This is a genomic window from Polyangium spumosum (assembly GCF_009649845.1).
Lineage (GTDB): Bacteria > Myxococcota_A > Polyangia > Polyangiales > Polyangiaceae > Polyangium > Polyangium spumosum.
This window is the reverse complement of the sequence record NZ_WJIE01000023.1, coordinates 55,947-68,264: the sequence shown is the minus strand read 5'-3', so window position 1 is coordinate 68,264 and position 12,318 is coordinate 55,947. Positions and strand designations below refer to the sequence as shown.

The window sequence follows — 12,318 nt, the reverse complement described above, 5'->3', positions numbered from 1 at the left end:
CGGCATGCGCCGTGTGCACGGGGGTATCGATGAAGCAGGCGCTCTTCGTCCTGGCAGGCGTGCTCATCCTCTTGCTCGTCGTCGCAGGCGCGAGCATCGGCACGTACAATCGGCTCGTGACGCTCGATCAGCAGGTCGAACAGCAATGGGCGCAGGTCGAGAACGTCTACCAGCGGCGCCTCGATCTGGTGCCGAACCTCGTCGAGACCGTCAAAGGCGCGGCGAACTTCGAGCGGGATACGTTCCTCCAGGTCGCCGAGGCGAGGACACGCGCCGCGGCCGTGACGACGGGCGGCGGCCCGCAGGCCGGGGCCACGACCTCGACGGCGCCCGAGGATCCCGCCGCGATGGAGCGGTTCCAGGCCGCGCAGGATCAGCTCTCGTCGGCGCTGGGCAGGCTCTTCGTGGTCGTCGAGCGATACCCGGAGCTCTCGGCGACGCAGAACTTCCGCGATCTCCAGGCCCAGCTCGAGGGGACCGAGAACCGGATCGCGGTCGAGCGCATGCGGTACAACGAGGCGGCGCGGGAGTTCAACACGGCGCGTAATCGCTTCCCGACGAACCTCGTCGCCGACATGTTCGGGGAGCGCTTCGCCACGAAGACGTTTTTCCGGGCCACGGCCGGCGCCGATCGGCCGCCCGCCGTGCAGTTCTGACAGGCGTTCATGATTCGAGCGTTCACGTTCCTCGTCCTCGCCGCGTGGCTGACGTTCGTCGGGCTCGCGCGTGGCCAGACGGCCGCCGCGCCCATTCCCCCGGCGCCGACCCGTCACGTCACGGATACGGTGGGGCTGCTCTCGCCGGACGCGCGAGCCCGGCTCGACGCGCGCCTCACGCAATACGAGCGGCAGACCGGGCACCAGGTCGTGGTGTGGATCGGGGACACGATCGGAGGGGCGGATCTCGCGGACTGGGCCGTGCGGACGTTCGAGGCGTGGGGGGTCGGGCGGGAGGGGCAGGACGACGGGATCGTGGTGTTCGTCCTGGCAAAGGACAAAAAGATCGACATCGAAGTGGGTTATGGCCTGGAGGGCCAGGTGCCGGACGCGATCGCCTCGCGGGTCATCCGGGAGGTGATGGCGCCGCGGCTACGAGCGGGGGATCCGGACGGCGCCATCACCGGGGGCGTGAATGCGCTCTTGCAGGCGATCGAGGGGAAACCCTTCACGCCCGGGCCCGGGGAGACGGCCGAGCCCCAGCCGAGGACGCGTGATTTCATCTGGATCGGCGTGCTCGTGGTCGCCTTTCTGGTGCTGTTCGCCGTGAATCCGTCGCTCGCGCTCACGCTGCTGTGGGTCATCACGCGAGGTCGCGGCGGGGGCGGCGGGGACGGCGGCGGCTTTTCGGGCGGCGGGGGCCGCTCGGGCGGCGGCGGGGCGCGCGGGGGGTGGTGAAGGTCCGGCCGCGCGATCAGCCGAGGTCGAAGAGGCCGATGTCGGGAGGCGCGAAGGCGCGGAGGGGGATCTCGACGCCGCCGAGGCCGCGGGAGACGAAGAGGGTCGTGCCGTCGACCTGGTGAACGCCGTGCGGAAAGCGGCGCGCGAGGCGGCCGCCGGGGACGACGAGGGGGACGCCGCCGGGCAGCGCGACCTGGCCGCCGTGGGTGTGGCCGCAAAGATAAAGCAAGGCGCCGCGGCCACGCGCATGACGGAAGCCACCCGGGGCATGGCAAACGGCGATGGTGAGCGCCGCGCCCTCGGCCGCGGCAAAAGCGCGCTCGCCGTCGGGGACGCCGGTCCAGGGGTCGTCGAGGCCAACGACGGCGAGGTCGTCGAGGCGGGCGGCGGCATTGACGAGCACCACGGCGCCGGCGCGGGTGAGCGCGTCTTCGAGGAGGGAATGGCGGGTCCAGAGGTCGTGGTTGCCGAGGACGGCGACCTTGAGGCGGGCGGGCACGTCCCTGACGCGGGCCTCGAGCTCACGCGCGCGCGCCGGGGTGGCGTCGAGGAAGACGTAATCGCCGCCGAGGACGAGGACGTCGGGCCGAGCCACGGCGAGCAGGCGGAAGGCCTCGTCGAGGGTCTTCGCCGACGTGGTGGGGCCGAGGTGGAGGTCGGAGGCGAAGGCAATACGCAGAGGTGAAGGTCGCGGCGTCGGGAGCGGGATACGCCGGTGGACGACGCGCACGGAGGAGGCGACGGGCAAGCGTCCCCAGGCGCGGGCGGGCCAATCGCCGCGGAAGAGGACCCGGAGCGCCGATTCCACGACGCCACGCGCGGCAGAATAATGGAGGCCGCGGCCGGCGGCGGTGAAGTGCATGCGCCGGAGGAGACCACGCGCCCCCGGGCGCCGGGAGGAGGGACGGTGGCGCTTCGGTGGAGTTTCGAGGGATTGACGCCGCACGTATTGCATGCGCTTCATGGGGCATGGAACGACGATTCTCTCGGGCATCCGGGCTCGTGATCGCCATGGCGGCGTGCCTCGCGGCGTGCGGCGGCGGCGGAAGCGGCGGCGAGGGCGGCAGCGGAAACGGCGGCGGCAGCGGAGGCGCAGGCGGGGGCGGAGACGGCGGCGGAGGCGGCAGCGGCAGCGGAGGCGCAGGCGGGATGGCGGGGTCAGCGTGTACGGCCGAGCAGAATGCGGTCGTGCAGGCATCGTGGCCGTGGCTCGGGTTCGAGGATGCGACGCCGGATCTGTCGAGCGGCGCGCAGGCGACGGTGGCCGTGGTGGATGCATTCGGGATGGAGCTCGCGTTCGACGCAGGAGGAATGCCCGCGCGGCTCGCCTGGCAGGGCCCGGATCTCGGCGAGGTGTTCGCCGTGGGGGACATGGTGACGGCGAAGCAGGAGGGGCAATCGTACCTCGTGAGCGGCACGAAAGGGCAGGCCGTGGTGATGCGTTACGCAAACGCGGATGTGCCGGCGGCGTTGCCCGCGCTGCCCGGCGGGCCGAGCCTCGTGCTCTCGCTCGCGTGCGTGAGCGAGCAGCCGAAGGACTGCCCCGAGGCGGACCGCCGGACGCTCTATTCGATCTCGGCGCTGCTCGGCGACGACGGGGGCCAGATCCCGAGCGGGGAGACGATGCAGGTGGGGAGCTGGAAGATCCACCACGTGAAGACGATGTACATCGAGCTCCACAAGAGCCCGGAGTGCACGCCCGAGCGGTTCTTCGACGGAATGGTGCAGGCGCTCGAGGTGAAGCCCTGAGCGTCAGGAGCGCCGGAGCTTGCCGCGATCGATCTTGCCGAGGTGGGTGCGGGGCAGCTCGTCGACGAGGAAGAGCTCGCGCGGGGCCTTGTAAGGTTCGAGTTTTTCCCTCACGAACGTCTTGAGCTCCGCGTCGAGCCCCGGCCGCGTCTCCCGGGCGAGGACGTAGGCGTGGGGCTTGATCAAACCATTCTCGTCGGGTACGCCGACGACCGCGCACTCCGCGACGGCCGGATGGCGGAGCAGGCAGTTCTCCACCTCGGCGGGGGCGAGCCATTTGCCGCCGACCTTGAGCATGTCGTCCCCGCGGCCGCAATAAACGAAATAGCCGTCCGCGTCCTTGCGCAGCATGTCGCCGGAGACGTACCACTCGCCGCGGAAGACGCGCATCGTCTTTTCCATCTGCTGCCAGTAAGCAATGGCGCGGGATCGCCCGCGGACCCAGAGCCAGCCGACCTCGCCGTCGGGCACCTCGCGGCCGTCGTCGTCGCAGATCTTGACCTCGAACCCGGGGACGACCTTGCCGAGCGTGCCCGGACGAACGTCGCCGGGGCGGTTCGTCAGGAAAATGTGCCACATCTCGGCGGTGCCGAGGCCGTCGCAGAGCTCGACGCCGAAGGTCTTCTTCCAGCGGTCGTAGAGCTCGACGGGCAGGGCCTCGCCCGCGGAGGTGGAGACACGCACGCAGGAGAGATCCTGGGCGGCCGCGTCGGGGTGCGAGACCATGTGGTTGATCATCGTGGGGACGTTGATCAGGATGGTCGGGCGGTGCTTCTCGATCTGCTCGAAGAGGGCGTCGGCCGTGCAACGCTCGGGGAAGAGAATGGTGCTGCCGCCGACGGAGAACGGGAAGAGCAGGTTGCAGCCGGTGGCATAACCAAAATAAAGCTTCGGGACGGAGAGGGTGCGATCACCCGGGCCATAACCGAGGACGCGCTTGCCGAAGAGCTCGGTCGTGTTGACGAACGAGGCGTGCGTCTGCACGGCCGCCTTGGGCCGGCCGGTGGTGCCGCCCGAGAAGATCCATATCGCGGCGTCGTCGCGGTGGCTGGGGAAGAGGTCGATGGTATCGGGCGCGGCCTCGGCGAGGGCCTCGAACGAGGCATGCGGCTCGGTGGTCTCTCCGCCGCCGACGACGAGGATGCGGCGGAGGTGCCGCGCGCCCTTCGTGGCCTCGACGAACGCGGCGAGGTGATCGGCGTGGACGACCGCCACGGCGGCGCGCGTGTAATCGTAGAAGTAGGCGATCTCGTCGGGCTTGAGGTGGCAATTCACCATGACGACGACGCCGCCGATGGCGAGGGTGCCGAAGAAGGCGCCCGCGAACTCGGGGATGTCGGGCAGGGCGACGATGACGCGCTCTTCGGGATGAACGCCGAGACCCCGGAGGACGTGGCCGAAACGAGAAGCGAGGTGATCGACGTCGGCGTAGGTGAGGCGCCGATCGCCCGCGAGGATGGCAACACGATCACCGTGGCCCTCGCGCAGGCGCGCGCGGAGGAACCAGTCGGCCATGTTGAGGTCTTCGGGGATCTCGAAGGGTCGCTCCATGCGCCGGATGGTGCGACGAGGGGGCGCGGGCGAGCAAGGCGTTTCTAGGCAGGTTGGCGCCGGCCCCGCGGTACTGCCCTTCGCCGAGCTCACCCGCGGCTGCTAGGACCAACCCATGGACTGGGACGACGTCCGGCACTTCCTCGCGCTCGCTCGCTCGGGCTCGATCCGGGCCGCGGGCGCCTCGCTGGGGGTGAGCCACTCGACGGTGGCGCGGCGGGTCGATGGCCTCGAGGCGCGGCTCGCCGCGCGGCTGTTCGACCGGAGCCGGGACGGCTACACGCTGACCGAGGCCGGCCTCCAGATGCTCGCCAGCGCCGAGCGGATCGAGCACGAGATGGCGGCGCTCGAGCGCGGCCTGGTCGGGCAGGACGAGCGCCTCTGCGGCGAGGTGGCGCTGACCTGCTGCGACAACTACCTCGCCGATGTCCTGCTTCGCGAGCTGACCCGGTTCTGTCGCGCCTATCCCGAGGTCGAGCTGAGCTTCACCGTCGACAGCCGCCCCTTCGATCTGTCCAAGCGAGAGGCAGACGTCGCCATCCGCGCCCTGAGCCGCGGCGCACAGCCGCCCGAGCACCTGATCGGGATCAAGCTCGCGCCTGTGACCATCGCGAGTTACGTCGCGACCGTCCACGCCGAGCGCCTCGCCCCGGAGCTCGACGGCACCGAGCCGCGGTGGATCTCGTTCGACGATCGTAAAATGCAGGAGGTCCTGATCGCCGACTCGAGCTACCCGCACGTCCCGGCCTGGGGCGCCTTCTCGACATTCGAGCTCGTGGTCCGGGCCGCCTGCGAGGGCCTCGGGCTCGTGATGTTGCCAACCTACGTCGGCGACCGCGAGCCCGCGCTGCGCCGTCTGGCGCGGCCCGATCTCCGCCACATGGCCGACCTCTGGCTCCTCAGCCACCCCGATCTGCGTGACAACGCGCGGTTCCGCGCGACGCGCGCATGCATCGCCGACGCCATGCGACGCCACGCCGGGCTTTTCACAGGCGAGGGGTGGTGCACGGATGCACCCGGCCGTCCCGAAATCGCATCGGACGGCCCGGCTCGGCCTTCGTAAACTGAGGCGCATGACCGCAACCACCCGGACGAACGCCACCTTCTGGAACAAGGCCGCCGACGGCTACGCGCGCAAGCCCGTCGCCAACCCCGACGCCTTCGAGCGCAAGATCGCGATCACCAGGTCGCTCATGCAGCCCGACCACGTCGTGCTCGACATCGGCTGCGGGACCGGATCGCTGGCCTTGCGCCTCGCGTCGAGCTGCGCCCACGTCCACGGGCTCGACCTCTCGAGCGAGATGATCCGCATCGCCAACGGCAAGGCCGCCGCCCAGCGTGCCGAGAACGTGACGTTTCACACCGGCCCCTTCGACGAGGGCTTCACGGCGCTCGAGGAAGGGAGCCTCGACGGCATCTGTGCCTACAGCCTGCTCCACCTCGTGGAGGATCGTGACGCCGCGCTGGCCCGGATCCATCACCTGCTCCGGCCCGGTGGGCTCTTCGTCTCGTCCACCGTTTGCCTCGGCGACACCTGGGTGCCTTATGCCCCGCTGCTCCGCGTCATGCGCTGGCTCGGCAAGGCGCCGACGGTGAAGATCGTCTCCCGAAAGACCCTCGTGCGGGAGGTCGAGCGGGCCGGCTTCGTCGACGTGACCGGTCCCGACGTCGGCGCCGAGAAGATCGTCGCGTTCCTCGTCGCCAAGAAGCCGCGGTGAGCCGCGAGCTGGTCCTGTTCCCTACGGGCCGCGAAACCAGAGGGGCGCGAGGGCGATCTCGACGGCGTCGAAGGGTTCGGCGCGGAGGAGCTCGTCGTCGGCGAAGACGGCGATGTCGGTGAAATGGCCGTTGATGAGTTTCTTCACCTGGACCGTCCGCTCGGGCGGGTCGACGACCCAGAGGTAGGCGACGCCGACCTTGGCATAAAATGGGAACTTGATGCGGAGATCGTATTTGCGATTCGAGGGCGAGAGGATCTCGCAGACCCAATCGGGTACGACCGTGATGGGCCCCTCCGCTGGCACCTCGGGCAAACGCTCGCGGCGCCAGCCGGCGATGTCCGGCGCGACCTCGGGGCTGTTCGGGAGTTCGATCCCCGGCTCGATGAGGATCCACCAGCCGCCAGGACCGCCGATGCCCCTGTCGAAGGGACCGAAGATGTCATGGCCGAGCGACGACGAGACCCTGGCGTGCCCGCCGCGCGGGCGGGGCTGCGTGTAGAGGACCCCCTCGATGATCTCGCCCTTCACGCCGGGCGGGAGCGCCTCCAGGTCGGCGTACGTGGCGGGCTTCGTCTCGCGGGCGGCGCTGCTCATGGGTGGATCATGCGCGAAGGCGGGGACAAACGCCAGCGAGCTCAGGCCTCGGCCGGGGCCTGCTTCTGCCGCGGTCCGACGAGGCGCGATTGCAGCGGGGGCACGCGCGCGCCGAGCTCGTCCGCCCAGAGCCAGGAGCGTCACCAAATTCGTGCCCCCCAATCACCCCCGTTGCCGCCCGCAGGGGATCCGTTTAGACAAACTCGCATGCGGGACGCACTCTCCCTCATCACCATCGAGGCCACGAAGGACCACGTGGTGGCCGTCTTTCACCGGGTGATCCTCCTCGTCTTCGAGCGCGAGACCACGCTCTCGGCCGTGGCCGCGTGCCGGAAGGCGTTCGAGCTCCTGGAGAAGAAATACCCGGACGGGGTGTCGTGCTTGACGATCGTGGCGGAGAACGCGCCCTTGCCCTCGCAGGAGGTGAGCGACGCGATCACCGCCCTGGCCATGGGCGCCACGGGGAAGCGGATCCGGCGCTCCGCCGTGTGCTTCGAAGGCGGCGGTTTCCGAGGCGCGCTCGTGCGAGGCGTGGCCACGGGCCTGCAGCTCGTGGCGAAGCTGCCGTTCCCGCACAGGGTCTTCCATTCGGTGGATCTGGCCGCGGCGTGGCTCGCGCCCGAGCTCGGCGCACAGCAGATCGTGAGCGCCGTGGACCTCGCGCGCGGGAAGGTCGTGACGATGGCCAAAGCGCGCTAGAGTGCGCCCCGCCGTGACCCCGACGAACCGATCTCTCCTCCGCCTCCTCGCCTCGACCCTCGCGCTCGCCGCCGCCGCTTGCACGCCCGAGCCACAACCGAAGGAGCCGCTCGGCCAGATCCCGAGCGCCACCACGACGGCCAAGCCCGAGTGGATCCCCTTCGTGATCCGCGCAGGCAAGCCCGTGGCCGCAGACCCGCGCGAAAAACACCTCGCCGATCTCCGGCAGCTCACGTTCGGCGGCGAGAACGCCGAGGCGTACTGGTCGCCCGACGGCAAGAAGCTGATCCTGCAGTCGACGCGCGACGGCGCCGCGTGTGATCAACAGTTCGTCCTCGACCTCGAGTCGGGCGAGACGAAGCGCGTCTCGAGCGGCAAGGGCCGGACGACCTGCGGCTACTTCTTCTATCCGAAGGGCGACAAGATCCTCTACAGCTCGACCGAGGCCGCGGGCCCCGCGTGCCCGCCGAAGCCCGATCGCGCCCTCGGCTACGTCTGGCCGCTCGAGCCCCACGACATCTACGTCGCCAACCCCGACGGCTCGGATACGAAGCTCCTCGTCGGCGGACCGGCGTACGACGCCGAGGCGACGATGGCGTTCGACGGCTCGCGGATCGTGTTCACGTCGAGCCGCGACAACGACCTCGAGCTCTACACGATGAAGCCGGACGGCACCGACATCCGGAGGATCACGAACACGCCCGGCTACGACGGCGGCGCGTTCTTCTCGCCCGACTCGACGAAGCTCGTCTGGCGCGCGAGCCGGCCCGAAGGCAAGGAGCTCGAGGACTTCCGCGCGCTGCTCGCGAAGGGGCTCGTCCGGCCGACGCAGCTCGAGATCTTCGTGGGCGGGCTCGAGGGGCAAAACGCGCGCGCCATCACGAAGAACGGGCGGGCGAACTTCGGGCCGTACTTCCTTCCCGACTCGCGCCGCGTGATCTTCTCGTCGAACATGGACTCGCCGCCGGAGCTACGCGGCGCGCCGAATTTCGAGCTCTACGTCGTCGACTCGGAGGGGCCCGTCACCACGACGGGCGCGCCCGCGAGCGAGAGGATCACGTTCTACGACGGGTTCGACGGCTTCCCGATGTTCTCGCCCGACGGCAAGTACCTGGTCTTCGCCTCGAACCGCTTCGGCACGACGCCCGGCGAGACCAACCTGTTCGTGGCCCGCTGGGCCTTTGCCGAGAAATGACCTTCCGCTCGCGCGCCTTCACGTTCCTCGGCGGAAGCCTCCTCGCCGCGGGATGCGGAGCCGGCGAGCCCCCGCCCGCCACGCGCCCCCAAGCGCCGCCGGCATCCACCACCGAGCCCCCGCCGCCGCCCTTCGTCTCCCCCGCGCGCTGGTCGTTCCACCCGCCGATGCCCGCGTCGGCCACGGCCACGCTCGCGCTCGAGGATGGAAGCTGCCTGCTCGCCACGGCGGAAGGGCACCGCTTCCGCGCGGCGCGCGCCACGAGGACCGGCGCCACGACGACGTGCCTCGGGCGCGCCGAAGCCGCGCCGGACGTGGCGCCCGAGCCGATCGTGGGCATCACGTCGCAAGGAAAGGCGTGGCTGTTCGTGGGACGGAGCGGGCGCATCTACGAGGCCGAAGGCCCGCTCGCGCCGCTCCGACGCACGATCGCCGCACCCGCGCGGTTCACGCGGATCGAGAGCGGAGGGCGCACGGTGCTCGGCGCGACGGCGAGCGGAGAGCTCTTCCACCTCGACGAGGGGCCGACGTGGAGGCGCGTGGCGATCACGGAGCGCGTCTTCGACGTCGCCGTAGGGGACGACGGTCGCGCGCTCGCGCTCGCGTTCCCGGAGGCGCTGCTGACGAGCGACGATGGCAAGACGTGGAGGCCCGCGAAGGACGCTGCGCGCATCGGCGCGCGTCGTGTCGGGCGCACCGCGGAAGGAAAACTCGCCGTGGAGGGCCTGCTCGGGATCCTCGTGTGGGATCCGCAGGCGAGCCCGGCGTTCGCGCGGCGCGACGAGGCCATCACCACGGGACCGGGCTCGATCACGCTCGAGACCTCGTACGCGCCCTCGGCGAGCGCGGTGCTCGAGGGCCGCGCCGTGCTCGACGGTTTTCGTTACGTCGAGGTCGCGCTCCCCGCCGAGGGCGAGGACTACGCCTTGCTGACGGGCCCCCTCGAAGGCCCGCTCGCGCCGAAGCGCCTCCCCGGCACGAGCACGTGCACGAGCATGAAGCTCGGCGCGCGCGGCCGTCACGTGGCGCTCGGTTGCATGAAGGGAGCCGACGACGAGAGCGTCATCCTCGTGCGAACGAGCGACGACGGCGGCGAGCATTTCAGCGAGCCGCTCACGCTCCACACGGACGAGGCGTTCACCTCCATCACCGTCTCCAGCGAGGGGAGCGCGCTCGTCACGGGCGCGTGCAAGGCCCACGGCGCCGCCGGCGGATCGAGCGGATGTGGCCACGGCGCGCCGATGCTCGTGCGCCGCGAGGGTGGCAAGCTCGTGGCCACGGTCGCGGCGACACCACCCCTCGCGGGCGCGCCGGTCTCGCCTGCGTTCTCCATCGACGGCCGCTCGGCGTACTTCCTCGCGCGCCGCGGCAAGGACGACATGCTCGCGCTCTACGTGTCGCACGACGGCGGCGAGGCCTTCAGCGAACGCGCGCTCGACGTGTCGCGCGTGCGGGGTGACGAGAGCGGCACGTTCGAGGAGGGTCACGAGGTCCCCGAGGAGGAGACCGACGCCGAGCTCGATCCGCGGGATCCCTCCGCGCTTCGGCCCGGCGACGACGGCACCGTGGGCCTCACGTTGCTCACGCCGCGCGGGCTCGTGTACGTCACGACCGACGACGATGGCCGTCTGCTCGGCGCCGCGCGCCCGCCGGTGGATCCAGGGCTCGTCGGCGGCGCGGGCCGGCACGCGGTCGCGTTTTCGATCCGCGAGAGGCGCGATGACGGAGAGACGATCGGCGCGTGGGAGTCGCTCGACGGCGGCGCGACGTGGGCCGAGATCCCCGCCACGCAGAGCCTCGCGCGCGAGATCGGCTCGGGGCCGCTCACGCTCGTCTGCAGCAGCGCCGGTTGCCTCGTCGGCGACACGATGAGCCGCGTCGGATGGAACGGGCAGGTCGAAGCTTTCCGCTCGCCGCCGGAGCGCCCCTCCGAGCAGCGCCGCGTCCCTTCGCCGCGCACGCCCATCGTCTGCGAGCTCGATCCGCGCGTGAACTGGGCGCGTATCGAGGACGTCGATCCCATCCACGCGCTCGGGCTGCCCGGCGTCGATCAGCTCGCGCGCGGACGCGCTCTCTGGTCCGTGCTCTCGTTCGATCCCCGCACGGGCGCCGTGAACGTGACGGCTGCGCTCGGCCCCGAGCGTGGTCAAGGCGAGGCGCGCGTGACGACGCGTTCGCTCCTCGGACGCGCGCCCGCGGGCGCCGAGGTCGCGATGGACGTCTCGCACCAGATGGAAGGGTACGCCGTCGCGCGCGTGCGCTTGCCGCCGCAGAAATCGGCCGAAGGCCCACGCGCCTCGGGCCCCATGCGCGACATCGAGCTCGCCTGGGAGAACTTCATGGACGGCACCACCGCCAAGGTTCGCCTCCCCGACGCGGGCGTGTTCAAGGACGGAGACGTCAAGGCCGACGGCGCTCGCTTTCGCCTCGATACGGCGCTCATCTCGGTCACGCCGGGCGCGTTGTTCTTCCGGCCCCACGCCCCCGAGTCCCGCGACGCTCTCACGTTCCTGCTCGATCCGAAGGGCAAACGCAGGACGTTCCCGTATCCCCTGTGGACCAAGCTCCTGCCGAAGGACGTCACCGACATCCGCACGGACGCCGTGCTCGCCGGGGGTCAGCCGCTCGCGGTCGCCAGCGTCGACGACGACGACACCGGCCCGCTCACCTTCCTGCTCGCGCGCCAGGGTGAAGGCGGCGCCTGGTCCACGGCCGCGATGTCCCTCGGGCCGGGCTCGACGGACGACGGCGCGCGGCTCGCGCGGAGCGACTGGAGCTACCTCGGCAGCACGACGCTCGGCGACCTCGTGGTCTACAGCGAGCCACGCGCGGGCTTCGCCGCGGCCTCGTTCCACCCCTTCCGCAGCGACGGCAGCTTCGGCCCCGCCACGATCGTCCCCACGCCGTTCGACCTGCCCGACCCGCCGCGCGCCTGCACACCGGACGAGCGCCGCGCGACGCCGCGCTTCGCCGCGCACGCCTTCCTCGGCCGCGATCCCATGTACCCCGGCCGCCGCCACCCGGTCCTCGTGAGCGAGTCCCCGGCGAAAAAACCCCCGCTCACCGAGCCCATCACCCTGCTCTCTGCCGGCCTCGTCCTCCACGGGACCAAGGACGCGCCTTGTGTCGCGGCGTGGGAGGCGATCGGCCTCGGCCGCGTCCCCGTGGTCGCCGTCCTCGGCGGCGACCTCGCGCAGGGCTGGGTCTTCCGCCCTGCGCCCCCGAAGCCGCAACCTCCACCTGCGGCCGGAAAACCCGCGACCCAGCCGACCTTCGTGATCGAGCACCGCCCGATGACCTGCCGCTTCGATCCCGGGGCCAAGGCCCCCGAAGGCGTCGACAGCCAGCCCGGCACCTACGTCTGGACCCTCTGACGTCGACACCAAAACGGTACGATCGCACACGCGAATGA

The 12,318-nt window shown here is 70.9% G+C and carries 11 protein-coding genes; 8 read left to right on the top strand and 3 right to left on the bottom strand.

Annotated features, from left to right (window positions below):
* Positions 1-29 precede the first annotated feature (29 nt).
* Both GF068_RS39775 and GF068_RS39770 read left to right on the top strand, forming a co-directional pair.
* Positions 30-656, top strand: a complete 627-nt coding sequence (locus tag GF068_RS39775; protein WP_153824767.1) for a LemA family protein — start codon at positions 30-32, stop codon at positions 654-656.
* A 9-nt stretch (positions 657-665) separates the two neighbouring features.
* Positions 666-1,394 carry a TPM domain-containing protein gene (locus GF068_RS39770; protein ID WP_153824766.1) on the top strand — a complete coding sequence of 243 codons (729 nt, stop codon included), beginning with the start codon at positions 666-668 and terminating at the stop codon, positions 1,392-1,394.
* A 16-nt stretch (positions 1,395-1,410) separates the two neighbouring features.
* Here the strand turns inward: GF068_RS39770 and GF068_RS39765 are convergent, their stop codons facing one another.
* Entirely contained in the window at positions 1,411-2,259 is an 849-nt protein-coding gene (locus tag GF068_RS39765; protein WP_170319953.1) for a metallophosphoesterase, read from the bottom strand.
* Between the two features lie 107 nt (positions 2,260-2,366).
* Here GF068_RS39765 and GF068_RS39760 point away from each other — a divergent pair, with 107 nt between their 5' ends.
* Positions 2,367-3,146, top strand: coding sequence for a hypothetical protein (locus GF068_RS39760; RefSeq protein WP_153824764.1), 780 nt, complete (start codon positions 2,367-2,369; stop codon positions 3,144-3,146).
* Between the two features lie 3 nt (positions 3,147-3,149).
* Here the strand turns inward: GF068_RS39760 and GF068_RS39755 are convergent, their stop codons facing one another.
* The gene (locus tag GF068_RS39755) at positions 3,150-4,697 is read right to left on the bottom strand and encodes a benzoate-CoA ligase family protein (protein WP_153824763.1); all 1,548 of its coding nucleotides are present in this window, start codon (positions 4,695-4,697) and stop codon (positions 3,150-3,152) included.
* 115 nt (positions 4,698-4,812) lie between these two features.
* On the opposite strand from GF068_RS39755, the gene GF068_RS39750 reads away from it, so the two are divergent.
* Together GF068_RS39750 and GF068_RS39745 are read left to right on the top strand one after the other, a co-directional pair.
* Positions 4,813-5,760 carry a LysR family transcriptional regulator gene (locus GF068_RS39750; RefSeq protein ID WP_153824762.1) on the top strand — a complete coding sequence of 316 codons (948 nt, stop codon included), beginning with the start codon at positions 4,813-4,815 and terminating at the stop codon, positions 5,758-5,760.
* A gap of 10 nt (positions 5,761-5,770) precedes the next feature.
* Positions 5,771-6,415, top strand: coding sequence for a class I SAM-dependent methyltransferase (locus GF068_RS39745; protein ID WP_153824761.1), 645 nt, complete (start codon positions 5,771-5,773; stop codon positions 6,413-6,415).
* Between the two features lie 21 nt (positions 6,416-6,436).
* Here the strand turns inward: GF068_RS39745 and GF068_RS39740 are convergent, their stop codons facing one another.
* Positions 6,437-7,012 carry a Uma2 family endonuclease gene (locus GF068_RS39740; protein ID WP_153824760.1) on the bottom strand — a complete coding sequence of 192 codons (576 nt, stop codon included), beginning with the start codon at positions 7,010-7,012 and terminating at the stop codon, positions 6,437-6,439.
* 207 nt (positions 7,013-7,219) lie between these two features.
* Between GF068_RS39740 and GF068_RS39735 the strand changes: the two genes are divergently transcribed.
* The 3 genes from GF068_RS39735 to GF068_RS39725 are packed head-to-tail and all read left to right on the top strand — an operon-like array spanning position 7,220 to position 12,280.
* On the top strand, positions 7,220-7,711 hold the full coding sequence (locus GF068_RS39735; protein WP_153824759.1) for a hypothetical protein: 492 nt from the start codon (positions 7,220-7,222) through the stop codon (positions 7,709-7,711).
* 13 nt (positions 7,712-7,724) lie between these two features.
* On the top strand, positions 7,725-8,906 hold the full coding sequence (locus GF068_RS39730; protein ID WP_240808103.1) for a hypothetical protein: 1,182 nt from the start codon (positions 7,725-7,727) through the stop codon (positions 8,904-8,906).
* Entirely contained in the window at positions 8,903-12,280 is a 3,378-nt protein-coding gene (locus tag GF068_RS39725) for a beta propeller repeat protein (protein WP_153824758.1), read from the top strand. The genes GF068_RS39730 and GF068_RS39725 overlap by 4 nt, the downstream gene beginning before the upstream one ends.
* Positions 12,281-12,318 lie beyond the last annotated feature (38 nt).